The sequence below is a fragment of the Actinophytocola sediminis genome (assembly GCF_054779715.1).
The window spans coordinates 21,033-39,135 of sequence record NZ_BAAGXS010000071.1 but is presented as its reverse complement, the minus strand read 5'-3'; the positions used below and the strand labels follow the sequence as shown (position 1 = coordinate 39,135).

At 70.1% G+C, this 18,103-nt stretch carries 15 protein-coding genes; 6 read left to right on the top strand and 9 right to left on the bottom strand.

Going from position 1 to position 18,103, the window contains the following annotated elements; all coding sequences use genetic code 11:
• Nucleotides 1–468 precede the first annotated feature (468 nt).
• The 6 genes from ACYVIP_RS33185 to ACYVIP_RS33160 all read left to right on the top strand — a co-directional run bounded on the left by ACYVIP_RS33185 (nucleotide 469) and on the right by ACYVIP_RS33160 (nucleotide 9,131).
• Nucleotides 469–4,587, top strand: a complete 4,119-nt coding sequence (locus tag ACYVIP_RS33185; protein WP_460403612.1) for a nitrate- and nitrite sensing domain-containing protein — start codon at nucleotides 469–471, stop codon at nucleotides 4,585–4,587.
• A complete protein-coding gene (locus ACYVIP_RS33180; protein WP_460403610.1) occupies nucleotides 4,584–5,027 on the top strand; it encodes a roadblock/LC7 domain-containing protein in 444 nt (147 codons plus the stop codon). Before ACYVIP_RS33185 ends, ACYVIP_RS33180 begins: the two co-directional genes overlap by 4 nt.
• Nucleotides 5,024–5,560 (top strand): DUF742 domain-containing protein, encoded by a 537-nt coding sequence (locus tag ACYVIP_RS33175; RefSeq protein WP_460403609.1) that lies wholly within the window; start codon nucleotides 5,024–5,026, stop codon nucleotides 5,558–5,560. The genes ACYVIP_RS33180 and ACYVIP_RS33175 overlap by 4 nt, the downstream gene beginning before the upstream one ends.
• Nucleotides 5,541–6,146 (top strand): GTP-binding protein, encoded by a 606-nt coding sequence (locus tag ACYVIP_RS33170; RefSeq protein ID WP_460403607.1) that lies wholly within the window; start codon nucleotides 5,541–5,543, stop codon nucleotides 6,144–6,146. Before ACYVIP_RS33175 ends, ACYVIP_RS33170 begins: the two co-directional genes overlap by 20 nt.
• 26 nt (nucleotides 6,147–6,172) lie before the next feature.
• Nucleotides 6,173–7,324, top strand: a complete 1,152-nt coding sequence (locus tag ACYVIP_RS33165; protein WP_460403605.1) for an acyl-CoA dehydrogenase family protein — start codon at nucleotides 6,173–6,175, stop codon at nucleotides 7,322–7,324.
• Between the two features lie 139 nt (nucleotides 7,325–7,463).
• Complete coding sequence (locus tag ACYVIP_RS33160; protein WP_460403603.1) at nucleotides 7,464–9,131, top strand: recombinase family protein; 1,668 nt, start codon at nucleotides 7,464–7,466, stop codon at nucleotides 9,129–9,131.
• Nucleotides 9,132–9,205: 74 nt separating this feature from the next.
• On the opposite strand, the gene ACYVIP_RS33155 is transcribed toward ACYVIP_RS33160, so the two are convergent.
• The 9 genes from ACYVIP_RS33155 to ACYVIP_RS33115 form a co-directional block, all read right to left on the bottom strand.
• Complete coding sequence (locus ACYVIP_RS33155; RefSeq protein WP_460403601.1) at nucleotides 9,206–9,388, bottom strand: hypothetical protein; 183 nt, start codon at nucleotides 9,386–9,388, stop codon at nucleotides 9,206–9,208.
• The gene (locus tag ACYVIP_RS33150; RefSeq protein WP_460403599.1) at nucleotides 9,385–9,678 is read right to left on the bottom strand and encodes a hypothetical protein; all 294 of its coding nucleotides are present in this window, start codon (nucleotides 9,676–9,678) and stop codon (nucleotides 9,385–9,387) included. The genes ACYVIP_RS33155 and ACYVIP_RS33150 overlap by 4 nt, the downstream gene beginning before the upstream one ends.
• A gap of 58 nt (nucleotides 9,679–9,736) precedes the next feature.
• Nucleotides 9,737–9,865: a hypothetical protein gene (locus tag ACYVIP_RS33145; protein WP_460403597.1), complete on the bottom strand. Its 129-nt coding sequence runs from the start codon at nucleotides 9,863–9,865 to the stop codon at nucleotides 9,737–9,739.
• Nucleotides 9,862–10,542 (bottom strand): peptidoglycan-binding domain-containing protein, encoded by a 681-nt coding sequence (locus tag ACYVIP_RS33140; RefSeq protein ID WP_460403595.1) that lies wholly within the window; start codon nucleotides 10,540–10,542, stop codon nucleotides 9,862–9,864. Before ACYVIP_RS33140 ends, ACYVIP_RS33145 begins: the two co-directional genes overlap by 4 nt.
• 3 nt (nucleotides 10,543–10,545) lie before the next feature.
• Complete coding sequence (locus tag ACYVIP_RS33135) at nucleotides 10,546–10,701, bottom strand: hypothetical protein (RefSeq protein ID WP_460403593.1); 156 nt, start codon at nucleotides 10,699–10,701, stop codon at nucleotides 10,546–10,548.
• A gap of 77 nt (nucleotides 10,702–10,778) precedes the next feature.
• Entirely contained in the window at nucleotides 10,779–11,312 is a 534-nt protein-coding gene (locus ACYVIP_RS33130) for a hypothetical protein (RefSeq protein ID WP_460403591.1), read from the bottom strand.
• 11 nt (nucleotides 11,313–11,323) lie between these two features.
• On the bottom strand, nucleotides 11,324–14,599 hold the full coding sequence (locus ACYVIP_RS33125) for a hypothetical protein (RefSeq protein ID WP_460403589.1): 3,276 nt from the start codon (nucleotides 14,597–14,599) through the stop codon (nucleotides 11,324–11,326).
• On the bottom strand, nucleotides 14,596–15,465 hold the full coding sequence (locus ACYVIP_RS33120) for a hypothetical protein (protein ID WP_460403587.1): 870 nt from the start codon (nucleotides 15,463–15,465) through the stop codon (nucleotides 14,596–14,598). The genes ACYVIP_RS33125 and ACYVIP_RS33120 overlap by 4 nt, the downstream gene beginning before the upstream one ends.
• Nucleotides 15,465–17,936: a phage tail protein gene (locus tag ACYVIP_RS33115; protein ID WP_460403585.1), complete on the bottom strand. Its 2,472-nt coding sequence runs from the start codon at nucleotides 17,934–17,936 to the stop codon at nucleotides 15,465–15,467. The genes ACYVIP_RS33120 and ACYVIP_RS33115 overlap by 1 nt, the downstream gene beginning before the upstream one ends.
• Nucleotides 17,937–18,103: the final 167 nt, after the last annotated feature.

Below are 18,103 nucleotides of genomic sequence, written 5' to 3'. Positions count from 1 at the left end.
CCACTGATCAGGTGTGTTAGTCGTCAGCACCCGGTTCTACCAGGTCAGGAGGCGATTTGGCCGATGTGCCCGGCGGCGGCCGGCCGGGGTGTCGCCGATCCCACTACATGATTACCCGTTTGGGGTATTAAGTCTGTCTGCTTTAGACAGAAAGTAGAACGGCCATGATCGTTTGCGCGGAACTGCGGGCCAGGCATGCCTAATTTGATCGATTAACCTGCCGTTTTCGCAGGTCAACAGGCTTGCGCGGAGCCGCTTTCCATGGCTGCTGATTGAGGTACGATCATTGCTCAGTTCTCGCTGTGGCGGTACGTCGGGAAGACCCTGGCGACGCCGCGCGTGGAGGAAGGAGCGAGCGCTGCCGTCGATTTAACGCGCGGTCTCTGCTTGCCCACCGGGTGGCGTCGGTATTCGTGCTGCGCTCTTTTCCTGAGTTCACCATTCCTCATTCTGAAATGAGGCGTCGTCTTGAAGGACAACCTGACCCGGACCGACTCGCGCCTGGCGACGCTGGGCAGCGTGCTCGCCAACTGGCGCGACTGGAACCTGCCGATCAAGCTTGCGGCAGTGACCTTGGTACCGGTCATCTTCGCGATCGTGCTCGGCGCGATGCAGATCGCCGACCAGGTCGATCGCGCGAGCTCCTATCGCCAGGTGGACCGGCTGGTCCAGGCGAAGGAGGAGCTGCGCGTGCTGGTCTCGGCACTGCAGCGGGAACGCACCGCGAGCGCGATGTTGCTCGCCGAGCGGTACACCGACAACGCGACCGAGCTGCGCGACGAACGCGCCGCGATGGATGGCGCGCGCGGCGAGTTCTTCACCGCGACCGGACGCGTCCGGTTCGGCGAGGAGGTCACCACCGCCCGCTACCGCGACGTGCGCGCCTGGCTCGGCGAGCTGCGCGACGTCCGCGACCAGGTGAGTGGCTCGCTGATCGACGCCTCGACCGTGCTCAGCCGCTACACCAGGGTCATCGACGCCCTGCTGAGGTTCGACCGGGCGTTGTCCGCCGAGATGATCGACCCCGGGCTGGTGTCCTCGGCGGCCGCGCAGCACGAGCTCAAGACCGTCAGCGAGCAGGTGCAGTTCCAGCACGCGCTGATCGGCATCGGCATCGTGCGCGGCGGGCTCGTCGGGCCCGACCTCGAGGCGCTGCGCGCGTCGCTGGCCAGGTTCGACGACTCGGTGGTCAGTTTCCGCGCGGTCGCCGACGTCGAGTACACCCGGATCTTCGACCAGGCCGTCACCGACCCGGTCGCCGCCGGGCGGACGAACCTGGCCGGCGCGGTCGCCGCCAGCCAGCCGGGCGCCGGGATCCCGACCACCGTGGTGGACTGGTACGCCTCGTCGGAGGCGGCGCAGAACGGCATCGCGGAGGTCGCCGAACAACTCGCCCGCCAGGTGCGGGCCCGGTCCGCCGCGCTGCAGGACGAGGCCAGCGACGGCGCCGGGGTCGCCGCGGTGATCCTGCTGGTCGCGCTGGTGGTCGCGATCGCGGTGATGGTGGTCGTCGGCCGGCACCTGGTCAGTTCGCTCAGTGTGTTGCGGCGCAGCGCGTTGGAGGTCGCCGAGCAGCGGCTGCCGGCGGCCGTCGCGCGGATCCGCGACCACGGTGCGCACGGCGACTCGATCACGCTGGAGCCGGTGCCGCTGACCTCGATGGACGAGGTCGGGCAGGTGGCGAGGGCGTTCGACGCGGTGCAGTCGCAGGCGTTGCGGCTGGCGACCGAGCAGGCGGGGTTGCGCGCGCAGTTCTCGAGCGTGTTCGTGAACCTGTCGCGCCGCAGCCAGGGTCTGGTCCAGCGCCAGCTGCATCTGCTGGAGCGCCTCGAGCGCGACGAGGAGGACGCCGACCAGCTGGCGACGCTGTTCCAGCTGGACCACCTCGCCACCCGGATGCGGCGCAACAACGAGAACCTGATGGTGCTCTCCGGCAGCGATGTCAGCCGGCGCAACCAACGGCCGGCCTCGCTCGCGGACCTGTTGCGGGCGGCGGTGTCGGAGATCGAGCAGTACCAGCGGGTGGTGATGTTGCCGCCGCCGAGCGTGCTGGTCGTCGGGTACGCGGTGGGCGACCTGGTGCGCCTGACCGCGGAGCTGCTGGACAACGCCACGTCGTTCTCCGCGCCGGACACCAGCGTGACGATCGCGAGCCATTCGTTCGAGGACGGTTCGGTGTGTGTCGCGGTGCTCGACGAGGGCATCGGCATGAACCAGGAGGAACTGGACGAGGCGAACGGGAAGCTCGCCGACTCGGCGTCGATCGACGTGTCGACCTCGCGCCGGATGGGGCTGTTCGTGATCGGGCGGCTGGCCGGGCGGCACGGCATCGAGGTGCGGTTGAACGGCGGCTCCGAGGTGACCGGCGTGCGGGCGACGATGACGGTGCCGGCGGAGCTGGTGGCCGAGCCGACGGAGTCGGCCGGTCCGGGGTCGGTCGCGCCGTCATCGGCGGCGACACCGCCGTCGCCGTCGCCGTCGCCGTCCAACGGCCTGGTGCCGTTCTCGCCGTCGGTGAACGGGCACGGGGGAGCGGTCAACGGCACGCACTCGCCGGCCAACGGGACGGGCGCGTTGCCGCGCCGCACCAGGCCGGTGAACGGCACCGACCAGCCGGCGGAGCCGGCGGGCGACCAGCCGCCGACCGCTGACCGGCCGGGGCTGTCCAGTGCCTCCGGCGCCGAACCGGGCGCCACCACGGACGACCCGACGGACGGCCCTCAGCCGGGCATCGAACGGACGACCGGCGGTGCCGGAACAGCGGAGGGCCGCGGGTCGAACAACGGCACCCCACCGGCAGACCGAGGGACGACCGACCGGACCACCGGGAACGGCCGCCGACCGGGTACGGAACGGAATGGCGGTTCGAGCCGGCCGGATGCTGGACGGTCCACCGGGGATCGGGCCGGCGGCGCGGGAACTGGTGGGGACCGGCCGGATTCCGGTCGGTCCACTGGGGACGACCGCCGTTCGGGTCCCGATCGGACTGGCGCCGGTCGGTCCACCGGGGACGATCGCCGGCCGGGCACCGGTCGGACCGCCGGCTCGGATCGCCCGAATGCTGGCCGGGCCGCCGGTGACGATCGCCGGCCGGGTGCCGGGCGGAACGGCGCTACCGGCGCCGGCCGGGCCACCGCCAAGGGCGCTGACCGGAATGGCGATGCTGGTGTTGGCCGGTCGGATTCTGCTGGTGCCGCAGGCGATGAGCGCTGGTCGGGTGTCGAGGGGAATGGCGCTGGCGTTGGGCAGTCGGCTTCCGGTGGTGCCGCTGGTGATGAGCGTCGGTCAGGTGTCGAGCGGACTGGTGCTGGTCCGGCTGCTGGGGACGACCGTCGGTCGGGTGCCGAGTGGGCCGGGGCGACCGGGTCCGGCGCTGGTCGGGCCGCCGGGGATGACCGGTGGGCGACCACAGAGCGGATCGCCGGCGCGGTAACGCCCGACACCGGTAGGTCGGGGGCTGACCGGAATGGCGCCGCCGGCTCCAGCGCCGGCCGGCCCGGTGGCGACGATCGCCGGCCGGGGACCGACCGGACCGCCGGTCGCTCGGCCGCCGGCCGCGCCGCGGACACCGCTGCCCGCCCGGCAGCCGAGGAACACTCGGCCGCGACCCGGCCGGCGACCGCCCCCGCGCGCAGCCCGCTGCCCCGCCGGTCACCCAGCGGCCGCTCCGGTCGCGACGCCGCGGGCGGCGCCAGGTCACCGATCCCCTTCACGACCGCGGGCGGTCTGGTCTCCCCGGCGGACGGTCTCTTCTCCTCGTCCGGCAGGCCTGGCGCCGGCGAGTCCATGCCGCCGGCCGGCGCCCCCCGCGCGCCGCGGCCCTACACCCGGCGCACGCCGGCCGGCGGCCCTCCTCCACCACGCCCCGGCAGCCTGTTCACCCCGGTCGGACCACCGCCGCCGATCGCCCCCCGCGCGCTGGACGAGACCACTCCGATCTTCGACGAGATGATCTCCGCCTGGTTCCGGGCCGAGCCGCCGGCCACCGAACCGCCGCCAACCGAGTCGGCCGGGCAGCCATGGCGGTCCGACGCGGACGCGGGCTTCGACGCCGCCAGGGCGGCCTCACGGGTCGAGCCAGCCGAGTTCACCGAAACCGGGCTGCCCCGCCGCAGCCCACGGCAGAACCTGGTGCCCGGCAGCATCGGCGCCGCGCTCCCGGTCCCGCCGTCCCGCCAGGGCAAGGCCGCCGAGGACATGCGCGACCGCCTCAGCAACTACCGCAACGGGGTGCTCCGGGCGCGTGACCACAAGGACACCGCGCTCACCGACTGGCACTTCGCGGCCGACGGCGGCTGGCGCACGGCCAACGCCGTCTCCGCCGCCAAGCCGGTCGAGTTCACCCCCGGCGGCCTCCCGCGCCGCACGCCGCTGGACCACCTGGTCCCCGGCAGCGTCCCCGGCGGTGTTCCCGGCAGCGCCCCGTCGGGCGCCGCCGACGGGCAGCAGCCGAGGGCCGAGCGGGCGGAAGAACTGCGGGGTCGGCTCGGCAGCTTCCAGCAGGGACTGTCGCGGGGCAGACGAAATCTCGCCGAGCGCTCGGCGGCCAACGGTATCCGGGAAAACAAAAAACAGGAGCGTGAATGACTTCGCCGCAGTCCCAACCAAGTCAGTTCGGGTGGTTGGTCAACGACTTCGCCGAGCGGGTCCCTGGCGTGGCACACGCCGTGGTGGTGTCGGCCGACGGTCTGCTGCTCACCTCCTCGGCCAGGCTGCCGGTCGACCGCGCCGACCAGCTCGCCGCGGTCGCCTCCGGGCTGGTCAGCCTGACCCAGGGCGCCGCCCGCTGTTTCGAGGCGGGCGAGGTGAAGGAGACCATCGTCGAGATGCAGGGCGGCATCATGCTGCTGATGGCCATCAGCGACGGCTCGAGCCTCGCCGTGCTCGCCGCACCGGTCTGTGACATCGGCCAGGTGGCCTACGAGATGACCCTGCTGGTCGACCGTGTCGGTCAACTGCTCACCCCCGAGCTCCGGGCACAGCTCAAGGGCGGGGTTGGCGGGAGGATGGTTGGGCTGCCGGCGTGATCAACAACCCGTCCGACTCCGGCACGTTCGCCGACCTGGTCAACGGCTTCACCTTCGGCGGCCGGGTCCGGAAAACCAGGAAACATCCCGCGGAGTCCACTGTAGACAGGTCAGCCAGGTCGGCTTCCAGTCAGGAGATCATGAAGCGTATCGACTGGCGTCCGGCGCCGGTCTCCGACCACGAGTTCGACGGGGACGCCGCGATCGTCAGACCCTATGCCTGGACCGGCGGCCGTACGAAGTCCACAGTGGAACTGCGGATCGAGGCGATGGTCTCGACCAGTGAGCTCGGCGAGGACATCCAGGCCCTGCAACGGGTCGAGCACCGGTCGGTCGCCGAACTGTGCGCCGAGCCACGGTCGGTCGCCGAGGTCGCCACGCTGCTCGCGGTCCCGCTCGGCGTCGCCAAGGTGCTGCTGGGGGACATGGCCGGCCTTGGCCTGGTCATCGTGCACAAGACGGCTACCGGTGGTGCCAACAAGGCGCACCTCAGGTTGATGGAAAGGGTTTTGAGTGGACTCCGTCGGCTTTGACGCCCCTGGCGATGGCCCATCGCTGACCTCGGTGAAGATCGTCGTCGGTGGTGGGTTCGGTGCGGGTAAGACCACCTTCGTCGGCTCGGTCTCCGAGATCATGCCGCTGACCACCGAGGCGGTGATGACCGAGGCTAGCGCGGGGATCGACAACCTGGACGCCACCCCGGGCAAGGCCACCACCACCGTCGCGATGGACTTCGGCCGGGTCTCGCTCGCCAGGGACCTGGTGCTCTACCTGTTCGGCACCCCCGGCCAGGAGCGGTTCTGGTTCATGTGGGACGACCTGGTGCGCGGCGCGATCGGCGCGGTCGTGCTGACCGACACCCGCAGGCTGGCCGACTCCTTCTCGCCGATCGACTTCTTCGAGGACCGGGGCCTGCCCTACGTGATCGGCCTCAACTGCTTCGACGGCCGCCTCGACCACGGCGTCGAGGAGGTGCGCGACGCGCTGGCCATCGGACCCGAGGTGCCGATCGTGCACTGCGACGCCCGCGACCGGCAGTCGGTCAAGCAGACCTTGATCACCATGGTCGAGTACTCGATGGATCGTTGGGTCGCCACCCATGGCGCGGGTGTTGGCTAAGCGCTCGCTTAGGTATCGTCGCCGGCATGGATCTGTCCCTCACCGAAGAGCAGGCGGCGCTGCGCGACCTCGCGCGCGATTTCGTGGACCGTGAGGTCGTGCCCCACGTGCGCGACTGGGACCTGGCCGAACAGGTCGACCGGTCGATCGTCGGCAAGCTGGGCGAGATCGGGTTTCTCGGCCTGACCGTGCCGGAGGAGTACGGCGGGTCGGGCGGCGACCACCTGACCTACTGCCTGATGATGGAGGAGATCGGTCGCGGCGACTCGGCCATCCGGGGCATCGTGTCGGTGTCCCTCGGCCTCGTCGGCAAGACCATCCTCTCGTTCGGCACGTCGGCGCAGAAAACGCGGTGGCTGCCCGGGCTGTGTTCCGGCGAGTCGCTGTCCTGTTTCGGCCTCACCGAACCCGACACCGGCTCCGACGCCGGCAACCTGGCCACCAAGGCGGTCCGCGACGGCGACGACTGGGTGCTGTCCGGCACCAAGATGTTCATCACCAACGGCACCTGGGCCGACCTGGCGCTGGTGTTCGCCCGTACCGGCGAGCCCGGCCCGCGCGGGGTGACCGCCTTCCTGGTGCCGACCGACACCGCGGGCTTCGAGCACCGCGAGATCAAGGGCAAGCTCGGCCTGCGCGGCCAGTCGACCGGTGAGCTGATCCTCGACGGCGTCCGGGTGCCGTCCTCGGCCGTGCTCGGCGAGGAGGGCCAGGGCTTCAAGATCGCGATGGCCGCGCTGGACAAGGGCCGGATGTCGGTGGCGGCCGGCTGCGTCGGCCTGGCCAGGGCCGCGCTGGAGGCGTCCACCCGCTACGCCGGTGAGCGCCAGCAGTTCGGCCGGCCGATCGCGGGCTTCCAGCTGGTGCAGCAGATGCTCGCCGACATGGCCGTCGGCACCGACGCCGCCCGCCTGCTGGTGTGGCGGGTGGCCGACCTGATCGACCGTGGCGAGCCGTTCCGCACCGAGGCCTCCATGGCCAAGCTGTACGCCAGCGAGAACGCGGTGTCCGCGGCCAACCTGGCGATCCAGGTCTACGGCGGCTACGGCTACCTCGACGAGTACCCGGTGGCCAAGATCCTGCGCGACGCCAGGGTGATGACCCTCTACGAAGGCACCAGCCAGGTGCAGAAGCTCCTCATCGGCCGCTCCCTGACCGGCCTGAACGCGTTCCTCTAAGTCGTGAGCCTGGTCGCACGGAACGCAGTGAAGGGGCCCTTCACTGCACTGGACGCAGCGAATGCTGCTTTCGGTCTTAGGGTACTTAACTATGAGTACACGATCGTTGGCGCGACCGCGCATGGTGCGGAGCGTTGCTGTGGGGCGATTGATCGGGATCAAGTACGTGCGGGCCTCGCAGGATGTGTCGGGTCGCAGCATCTCGGTGTCGTCGCAGGTGGAGGAGGGTGAGGAGTTCTTCGAGGAGTTCGATATCGAGGACGCGGGCACGCTCTGTGACAACGACGTCTCGGCGTCGTTGTATGCGACGGAGGAGCGCCCGGAGTACGAGAAGGCACTGGACGCTCTGCGGGAGGGTCGGGCGAACCTGCTGTGGACGTTCGACAACTCCCGTGCCCAGCGGGATATTGCGGTGTACTCCCGGTTACGGCGGGTGTGTATCGACACTGGGGCGTTCTGGGCTTACGGCGGCCGGATCTACGACATGAACGATCCGGCCGACCGGAAGGCGACGGCGCGGGATGCGGTGGAGGCGGAGGGTGCGTCGGACAACATTTCCGAGCACTCGCGACGGGGGAAGCGGAAACGGGCGAGGCGGGGGTTGTGGGCGGGGCCGCGCCAGTATGGCTACCGGCGTCGGTATGACCCGGACACGGGTGAGGCGTTGGACCAGTTGATCGACGCGGTGCAGGCGGCGGTGATCCGGGAGATCGTGGACTGGGTGCTGGACGGCAAGGCGTCGGCGTGGATCGCGCGGACGCTCAACGAGCGGGGCACGCCGTGCCCGCGGGACCGGAGGTGGGATGCCCGGTTGGTGCGCAACCTGGTCGAGGAGCGCACCGGCGAGCGGGAGTGGGCACGGCTGCTGGTCAGGCTGGAGGACGACGACGCCCGAGGGTTGGCCGAGACGGTGGTTGACCGGGTGCGGAAGGGTGAAGTGCCGAAGGCGGTTGCGCGGGACCTGAATGAGAAGGGTGTGCCGTACCTGTTTCCCTCGCGGTGGGATGAGACCAAGGTGCGTAACCTGGCGTTGAGCGAGGCGGCGGCCGGGTTGGTGGTGCTCCACGGGGACGTGGTCGGCAAGGGCGTCTGGGAAGCCATCATCGACGATGATGAGCGCACGCAACTGCTGGCGCGGCTGAAGGATCCCAGCCGGAAGTGGAACAAGGACGGCGTGCGGGTCAAGTACTGGTGGACCGGTACTGCCCGGTGCGGAGAATGTGACTCGGCGGTGGGCCGCCATATCGCTCACGGTGAGGGCCAGTACCGGTGCCGGAAAAAGGGGTGCGTGGCGCGGGATCAGGCCAAGCTGGACGCGTACCTGACCGAGCAGGCGCTGCGAGTGTTGGAGCGCACCGACGCGGCGAAACTGTTCCGGATCGACCAGGACAACCGGGACGCTTACGCCGCGCATCAGGAAGCGAAGCGGCTGCGGGCGGAGCTGACCGCGTGGAAGGCGGACGCGGCGGCCGGACGATGCTCGCGGGAGTCCTTCTTGGACATCGAACCAGGGCTGCTGGACCGGCTCAAGAGGGCGGAGAAGCGCGCCGAGCAGGCTAGCGTGCCGCCACAGTTGGTCGAGGTGATCGGCCCGAACGCCCGGAAGGCGTTCCTGGCGCTGGATATCACGGCACAGCGGGCGATCCTGCGCACGATCATGCGCCCGAGGATCCATAAGGCCATCGGGCGTGGGAGGGGCGTGTTCTGCACCGACTCGATCGATCCCGGCTTCCGCTTCGGACCACCATCCTCGCCCGAACCGGCGGACGCTGGGTCGGCTGCTGGGTCGGAGGTTGTGGCGGCTTGACGGTTGGTCGGGAGGTCCCCGGCACCCCGCCCACGTCGGGGCATGGGTGCCGGGGACCTTTGTGTTGGATGGGGTTATGGGTGGGTGCGCTGGCGCTCGTACTCGGCGACCAGTTCACGCGTGATGGGTCGGAACAGGTCGGCGATGGCATCGAGCTGGGTGGGTGTGAGGGGTGGTGCGGTGTCGGCGCTGGCGTGCGCGGCGGCCAGTTCGTCGGCGGTGAGCACCGTGGCCGGGTCGCGCATCGCCGGGTTCATTCCGGCAGGCCACCCTCCGGGCGGTCAATACCGCGCTGGCCGTTGGGGTAGGTCGGTGGTTGGGCGGAGCCGAGCAGGATGCGGGTGAGCCAGGTGGGCAGGCGTGGCTCGATCGAGCGTAGGAGTGGGTAGACCACGCCGACGATGATCGGCAGCACGACCAGTTCCCCGGCGCTGCCGAGCGCGCCGGTGACGAACTCGGGCACGCACAGGGCCGCCAGCCAGGAGACCAGCGCTGACCACGCGACCGGGAAGACGGTGCGTAGCCAGGAGATGAAGCGATCAGACATGTGTTCTCCACGGGTTGAGGCAAGGAGTTGGAGCCATCCCCGAACGGGTGTTCGGGGCTCAGTCGCGGTGGGTGAGTTCGATGTCGGCTTCGGCGAGCGATCGTTCGATCTCGCCGACCGCCGCCCATGCGTGGCGGCCGAGCGCGACGAGCACCAGGCCGAGCGTGAGTGCGAGTAGGGGTTTCATCGGCCGAGCAGTCGGCGCCAGGTCCGCGGACCGACGATGCCGTCGACCGCGAGGCCGGCACGCTCCTGCAGGTAGCGCACGCGGGCCTCGGTCTTGGGTCCGAAGTCGCCGTCGACGGCGAGCCGGGTCAGGCTCGGGTACCAGGCGTTGAGGATGCGCTGGACCTCGCGCACGGCGTCGCCCTTGGCGCCACGGCGCAGGGTTGGCCGACCGGGGTTCGGGCCGGGGGCGGGCTGCCCACCGCCGCTGAGGATCTGCTGCACGCGTGTGGCGGTGAGGGTGCTGGCGGCGCTGCGGGACAGTTCGACGTGCAGGTGATCGGTGTGCGGGTTGCTGCCGTTGTAGGTGCGCCACCCGGCGTGCGGGTAGCTACCGGACCAGATCCGCCGGTTGTAGATCACGCACTGCACACCCAACTGGGCGCTGGACAGGCGAAGCCGGTCAGCGAGCGTGGCGGCCCAGGTCGAGCCGATCGGGACGCCGAGGTCGGCGGCGCGGCCTTCGCCGTGCAGGCTGGTCGTCGCGGAGCCGGCCACGGTGCGGCAGTTGTAGATGCCGAGTGACTTGCCGCCCTGGTTGGCGTATGCGCCGAGGAACCAGGACATGAGTGCCTTGGCTCCGGGGGTGGGTGAACCGGTGCAGGAGCGCGCGGGTTCGTATCCGACGTAGATGCTCATCGGTCACGCCTCTCCGGGGGTCTGCGTGGTGGCCGGGGTCGCGTGGGCGGCCGGCTCGACGTGGTCGGGGTGGGTGGGGTCGGTGATTTCCGGTGGGGTCGGGTCGGGCGCGGTGGGGTCGATCACGTCGCCTGTGTCGGGGTTTTCAGATGTGGTCATGCGTTCCTCTCCTTCGATGAAATTGGGCATGTGAAATAAGCCCTCGCTATGAGGGCTGGGGAAATTCAGAAAGAGGGCTAGATGGTTATGCGGTTGGTGATGTGCTCGCGATAGGTCGCACGGTCGGCAGCGAGAGCGGATTCGTCGCTGGTGACGAGGGCGCACAGGTCCGCGAACCCTTGGTCGTCGGCGACCGTGACGATGTCCTTGAGCTGGCTGATCTCGGCGGTTTTCATGTCACGCGCCTGGTCGCGCATGCCGTCCGCCGTGTCCTGCGCGGCATTGAGGTCGGCGGCGAGTTCCCCGGCTGCGGCCAGGCCGGCGGCGAGCCGGGCGCGGGTGGTGAGCATGGCCGCGGTGAGCTGTTGGGCCTCGAACGCGAGCTGGTCAGCCGGTGATGGGTCGGTGGTGGGTGGCGCGAGGGCTTCGTGCAGGTGCCACTCGACGACCCTCGCGGGATCGCCGATGCCGAACAGTTCCATGTCGGTCGCGACCGCCACTCTCGCGATCAGATGGACCCACGGCTGGCCGTCGCGGCGTTGCTCAATCCGGTAGAGCGCCCCGAGTCCATTTTCTTCGGCGCGGGTGGCGTTGACGATTTCGATAATCACTGATCCCCTTGCTACGCGGATCGGAAAACCAACCAGTGCACGATCATGGACGTGGTGTCGGACCAGCCGATGCTGAAGGAATTTGCGGCGCGGTTCGTGATGGCCCAGCGGACGGTCGAGCCGGAGGGTGAGGCGCACGTCGCGATCGGAATGAACAGCGAGTTGGGGTTGACGCGGGCGTAGGAGATCGTGGCGCCAATAGCGTTGGTGAAGGAATTGATGCCGCCGAACAGCATCGTCTCGCTGGAGGCTGCTGCGGGCACGATGCCGGTGATGTTCAGGCGTCCGTCGCCGGGGGCGTCGAGTGATGTCGTCGTGGCGATGTTGCCGTACTGCTTCCCGAGCGCCCAGGCGCCGCCTCGACGCAGGATGAGGTCGGCGCGGCCGGAGGAGTTGCCGGTCTGCTCGGCGGACAGCAGCCACAGGGTTCCGTCTTCGCGCCCGTGGACCGTGGGTTCAAACCCGGGGTTGCCGGACATGCCAGCGAAGTGGACACCGGGGTATCCGCTGAAGGCCGACCCGGTGACGATGGCGCGGACGCCGCTGGTGCCGGTGCGCAGTGTGCCGGCGATGTCGGCGGCGCCGGTTGCGGCGGAGACATCGACGGTGCGGGTGCCGGCCGCGTTGAACGCGTGCAGGCCGGCGGCGTCGAGTTGGACGCGCGGGTTGGCGGCCGCGGTCCGGACGACGGCACCGGTGATGGTCTTGCCGTCGATGGAGCCGGCGGCGATCTTGTCGGCGGTGACCGCATCGGCGCGGATCGCTCCAGCGGTGACCGACCCGACCGCCAACCTGTCGGCCGTGATCGAGTTGGCGACGATCTTGTCCCCGTAGATCGGCTGTCCGATCAGGTCGGGCGGCACCAGCGGTTGCGTGGCGATGGTGGCCGGATCGGATGCTGCGGACTGGTTGCCCGACCGATCCCACGTGGTGAGGTGAAACGTACGGGGCTGGAAGTAGGGCTCGTCCGGGACGACGGTCCCACCCGCACCGTCCAACTGGCCAACCCGGCGGGTGCCGACCGTGCCAGCGGGGAGAACGATCACGGGACCTACGGACGCTTGTGGCCACCCGAGGTAAATCCCGGCAGCGGTGCCGGTCAGCGCGGCATCCTCGGTCGGGGTCAGGGTCTCGGTGTGGATGGGGGTGTTGTCCACCGCCACCTCGACGATGCGGCCTGCGATGGTGAGGGCCAGGGTGATGCCGTCGACCGAGGAACCGGCGGGGAGCGGGATGGAGATCTCTCGCTCGCTGGTGGCGGTGAAGATGGACAGGCCGATGTCATCGGCGGTGCCGCTGGGCGCGCGGCGGGCCGTGAGATGGATGGAACGCTGTCCGCTGGGTGAGGTCGGGGACGGTCCGGGCAGGTAGCGGGCGACGACGCCGGCGCGGTGCTGGTCGCCGACGAACAGGTTGGTGGTGGTGATGGTGTAGTCGCGGGCGCCGGTGTCCCGGGTGGCGAGCAGGTCGGAGCCGCCCAGCATGGTGAGCTGATTGTCTACCAGCACATACGAGGGCGTGCCCGATCCGGGTCGGTTGCCGTGCAACACCGTCCACACCGCCGGGTCGATCGTGTGGTTGGGGTAGGCCCACGTCTCCGTCCACACCGGAATGTCGCCGGGCGCGGTCATCCACACATCCGCGTGGGCGAAGTCCCGCGGCATCACCTCGCTGGCCGCGCCCCGGCCGTCCCACTCGACGTGGATCACCCCAAGCCGGGTGGACAGGATCGGCGCGGAGGGGGTTGGTGGGGCTTCGGCGTCGGCGGCGATGGTGACGGCGTAGGGCTGGGAGAAGGGGCCGATCACTCCCGCCCGTGACACGGCGCGGACCTTGAACGCCCATTCGCTCGACACGTCGTAGGGGCTGCCGGTAGCGGAGACGTCGGGGTGGCTGGTCTCGGTGAGCTTCGTCCAGGACAGGCCGACGATGTTGGGCCGCTGGTACAGCTCGTACCGGGTGACCTCGATCGCGGTGCCATCGGTGGCCTGGTCGACGGTGGCCCAGGTGGCGGTGATCTGCCCGCGTGCCGCGCCATCGGAGTCGAGGTAGGCGTGGGTGTCGACGATCAACCCCGTGGGTGCGGCGGGTGTGCGCGGGTCAGGCCCCTCGGGTGCGGGTTGGGCGCCGCTGCCGCCGCCTGCGGTCGCGCCGCCGACGATGCCGGCGGTCCGCTTCGCCAGCCTCAGTTCGCGTTCGAGGAACCGATCGTGGAGCACGAGGTTGCCGGTCAGGGCGCCTGTCTGGTCGCGGATGAGGGTGATCTGCCGGACCCGCAGCGGCGCGAGGCTGCCGGTGTCGTTGGGGGCGAGGACGTAGTCACCGGGCCGGTAATCCAGGAACGGGAGCCAGCGTGCAACGGTGAAGGACAGGGCGCGGGTGATCTGGATGCGTTCGCGGCCGGTCCGCGTCAGCTCGGCCTCGGCGAGGAGCCGCATGGTGCCCTCGTCCCGCACCCCGCCCTGCGTGATGAACGATTCCCACCGTCCCCACGGAGTGGGGGCGTTCGGGTTGACCAGCTCCAACCTGGAGGCCCCTTCGCCTTTCACGTACACCGCGGAGGCGAGGTCTTCCAGCGTGGCGGTGTCGGGGGCGTCGGTGATGTCCCGACCGAGCCGCAGATCCACCGGGGCATCGCCGGTGGCCAACTGCCGGCCGAGAGTGGTGTCCGCGTTGAACACCCGCAAGACCCGCCCGCTGGTGGTCCAGTCGATCACGCCCTGGTCGGCCATGTTGTCCAGCACTGTGAAGACGTCGATGCCGGGTTCGTACGCGATGGTGAGTACCTTCGTCCAGGCCGCCCCCGCGCTGTCGGCGCCCGGGGTGAAGTCCACGCCGAGGCCGGGTAGCGCTCCGCGTGCCTTGGCTTCGGTGATGAGGGTGGCGAGGATCGTCCCGGCCGATGCTGCGCTGAAGGGCCTCTTTCCCTCGGTGTTGTCGTGCGGCGAGGGAAACAATCTGGCCTTGCGGAGTATCCAGGCGTAGCTGGGTAGCTCGTAGCTGCGGGTGCCGGTCGGGTCGGTGATGTCCCCGGAGCGTTTGATCCGCAGGAACCGACCCCCGTCGACCTCCGTCCACGCCCCGGCGGCGGGGTCGTGGGTTTCCAACGCGACTTCCACGGGCGTGGCCAGCAGACCGGCCGCAGGCGCACCCACTGGGTAGGACAGACGCAACGAGGCCACGTCGTCCAGCGGCACGCCCAGCTCCACCGACAGCGGTGTCGGGAGGACGCCGAGCCGGGACCCGTCCGGCGCGTACGCGGTCAACCGCAGGTCGAACCGGTTCACAGGAACGCTCTCCGGGCACGTAGCTCGACTAGCGTGGCGGCGGTGGTGGCGCTGCCCGCGACGAGTATCCGCACACCCCGGTCATGCACCGAGGTAATCGGCGCAGGTGTCAACGCGAGGAACCGGAACCCGGAGCCGGGGCCGCCGGTGATGATGCGGCCGGTGGCGTTGGCTTCGGTGCCCTCCCAGGTGACGCCGGGTGCTTCGTGGGCGTCCATCCGTCCGCAATGCACCCGCAGCTGACGGCCGGCGGCCAGCGTGTCCGGGTAGGACAGCCGCCCGCCGGTCTCCACATCCGTCACCCGGAGGCCGGTCACCGGGCCGGTGACGCGGAGGATGGCATCGAGCACGGGCGCGGTCGCACCGTCCAGCATGGACACCCGCGCGGGTGCGGCGAGTGTCGTGGTGGACCAATCGGCCGGCACGGGGTCGCGCCAGAACACGCCAGGAATGCGGAGCACCACGGCCAGCCTCGCGTGGGCCGCGCCGGTCCACACGGTCGGCTCCGACGCGGTGACGACCTTCGCGTCGGCGGCCAGCTCGGGCACACCGACCGCCGGGCTGTACCGAACGTCGAGTAGCCGGTGCCGGGTCCCGAACAGCCCGTAGAGGCTGCGGAGGTTGAGTTCGAGCCCGGCCGCGCCCTGGTCAGTCCCGTCCGGGTCTACGCCGCGCACGCCGAGGGTGAGCCCGACCGTGGTCGACGCCACGTCCTCCCCGACCGTGGGCAGCTCGCCCGGTCGGCCGGGTACCGACACCGACGCGGTCCGCGCCCCGGGCAGTGGTCGGACCTGGGTCGCGGCCAGGAGCCGCCAGCATCCGGCGGGGTGATCCAGCGGCACACCGTCCACTCTGTACGTGGGCACTAGATCACCCCCAACGCTCCGGCGTACTGCAACGACCGGTTCACGGTCGTCGAGGTGGGTTCGGCCTGCGGGTAGTGGTTGGTCACGTGCACGACCGTCCGCGCACCGAGGGCATCGGTCGACGCGGCGGCACCGTCCCCGCCGTACGCCGTGCCGTACCGGCCGCCATAGGCAGCGCCGGTCAGTGGCGCGACGCGGGGTGCGGGAACGGTGACCATGCCGGCCTGCGCGAGCTGGGCGGCGGCCGAGGCCACCTTGTCCGTGCTGGCGTCCAAACCAGTCGCGAGGCCGAGGCCGATCATGCGGCCGGCCCACCGCATCTTCTTGCTGGGACTGAGGATGGAGAAGAAGTCGACGATTTCGTCCCAGATCTTCTTCGCCAGCCCTTTGATCCAGTCCCAGATCTTGCCGGCGAAGTCCTTCAACCCGCTCAACAGACCCATGATGATGTCGCGGCCGGCGTTGACGAGCAGGCGACCCAGGTCGCCCAGCGCGCCGAGGATCTTGCCGGGCAGCTCCCAGAAGATCGCGACGACGAGATCGATCCCGGCGCTGATCGCGCCCTCGATCGCGTGCCAGATGCCGCCGAAGATGTTTTTGATCCCGTTCCAGGCGCGGCTCCAGTCACCGGTGATCACACCCATGACGGTGTCGATCACGCCCCGGATGAACTGCATTGCGCCCTCGATGATCGGCATGATCGCGTTCATCACCGAGGTGACCACGTTGAGCAGGTTGGTGATGATCGGGATGACGGTGTTCGCGATCATCTCGACCAGCGGGATCAGCGCCGGAGCGAGGGTGGCGAACACCTCGGCCAACCCGGTGAGTAGCGGCATCAGCGCGGTAATCAGCGCCGCGAGCGGGGGTAGCAGTTCGGAGATGATCCGCGCGAGCACTGGAATGATCGGCATGATCGCCTGCACGACCTGGAGGAACGCCGCTGCCAACGGCGGCAGCAGCGGCGCAAGAAGCTGAAGCGCCTGCACCAGCACCCCCGCGACCGCGGTGGCGATCTGGGCGAGCAGCGGCAGCAGCACCGGAAGCATCTGTTGGGCCAGCGCCGCGATCTGGGACACGACCGGCACCAGCGCCTGCGCCAGCACCAACAACGCGGGCGTGACCGCCGCGATGGCACCGGACAGCGCGCCGCCCAGCAGCGCGGCGAGCTGCTGAAGCACCGGGGCCAGCGCGACCACGATGGGCGCGACGGCTTGGATGGCGCGGGCGAGTACGCCGGCGAACTGCTGGGCCACGGTGCCGATCACCGGGGCGAGCGCCGCGAGGGCCTGCCCCAGTGGCACGATGGCCGGGGCCAGCGTGCGGAACGCGTCGCCGATCATCGGGCCGAGCCGCGCGATAGCCGGGGCGATCGAGTCGCCGACAGCTGCGGCGATCGCGCTGAGGACGGGCACCAGGCCCTGACCGGCAGCGGCGATCCCGCTGAAGATCTGGCGCAGGATCTGCATGCCCTCGGCCGAGCGCAGGAACTCCCGAGCCGCGCCGGTCGCCTGGACCAGAACCGAAAGCGACGACACCCCTGAGGCCGACGCCGCTTCGAAGACCGCCGCGAGGATGCCGCCCACGTTGGCCAGCACAGCGCCGAGTTCTCGGACGGCTTGAAGACCGGAGGTGATCCAGCCGGCCAGTTGCCCGCTTTCGCGGGCTTGGGCGATGAAGTCCGCGAACCGGTACGCCGCACCCGCCGCGCCCCGGGTCATCTCGCCGAACACCTGCGCACCCACGACGCCGATGTCCCGGAACGCGAACAGCAACGGCTTCACCGCGCCGCCGAGGTTCGCGGTGGCCAGCGAAGTCGAGTCCATAAAGGACTGGACGTCGCGCATGGTCTGCGCCTCGCGCAGGAACCCCGCGACGCTGGCCTCGGCGACGTGGAACGAGCCGGCCACGTCGACCATGCCGGTGCGCAGGAGCGGCAGATACGCGCCGCCCAGCTCGCGGACGTCGTCGCCCAAGCCCCGGAACAGTTCGTCCTGGACCGCGTCGGCCAGCTCGTCCCAGGCCGGCTTGAGATCCCGTACCGCGAGCGCCGTCTCTCGGGCGGCCGGTGCCAGCTTGCCGATGGACTCGGCGAACTTCGCCGGATCGTCCATGTTGGACAACGCGTCGCTGAAGCCATCGACGCCGAGCTTGAGTACCGCGAGCGCGGTCTTGCCGGCCAGCGCCGCACCCGGCAGCAACAGCAGTGAGCCCGACGCGGTGACCAGCCCACCACCCAGCACGGCCAGCGCCCCGCCCACCATGTGCGTTCCGGCGGCCAGCGCACCGAACTTCAGTGCGGTCGCGCCGACCGTGGCCCCGAGCGCGAACACCTGGCCACCGAGACGGCCCGTGTTACGGCCAGCCGCCTGCAACGCCCGACCGGCGGCGAACAGACCAGCGGTGAAGTGCTTCGAGTCCAGGCGCAGGTATGCGGTCAGTTCACCGACCGTCAGGGCCGTACCTGGCACCCCCTGCCACTTCTGTCAGCGGCGCGGTACGCGGCGGTCTGCGGGCGCGAGTGTGCGGGCCAGGCGGGAGTCAGCCGCGAGCAGACCCGTGATACGGGTGCGTAGCCAGCGCCAGGAGCGGGCACGCAGGATCCCGGACTCGACGTCGATGCCGTAGAGCTGGTGTA

Excerpts from the sequence above, each read along its gene's own strand:
- ACYVIP_RS33135 (WP_460403593.1), bottom strand. The coding sequence starts at position 10,701 with ATGACCACATCTGAAAACCCCGACACAGGCGACGTGATCGACCCCACC.
- ACYVIP_RS33140 (WP_460403595.1), bottom strand. The coding sequence starts at position 10,542 with ATGAGCATCTACGTCGGATACGAACCCGCGCGCTCCTGCACCGGTTCA.
- ACYVIP_RS33165 (WP_460403605.1), top strand. The coding sequence starts at position 6,173 with ATGGATCTGTCCCTCACCGAAGAGCAGGCGGCGCTGCGCGACCTCGCG.
- ACYVIP_RS33145 (WP_460403597.1), bottom strand. The coding sequence starts at position 9,865 with ATGAAACCCCTACTCGCACTCACGCTCGGCCTGGTGCTCGTCGCGCTC.
- ACYVIP_RS33180 (WP_460403610.1), top strand. The coding sequence starts at position 4,584 with ATGACTTCGCCGCAGTCCCAACCAAGTCAGTTCGGGTGGTTGGTCAAC.
- ACYVIP_RS33150 (WP_460403599.1), bottom strand. The coding sequence starts at position 9,678 with ATGTCTGATCGCTTCATCTCCTGGCTACGCACCGTCTTCCCGGTCGCG.
- ACYVIP_RS33155 (WP_460403601.1), bottom strand. The coding sequence starts at position 9,388 with ATGAACCCGGCGATGCGCGACCCGGCCACGGTGCTCACCGCCGACGAA.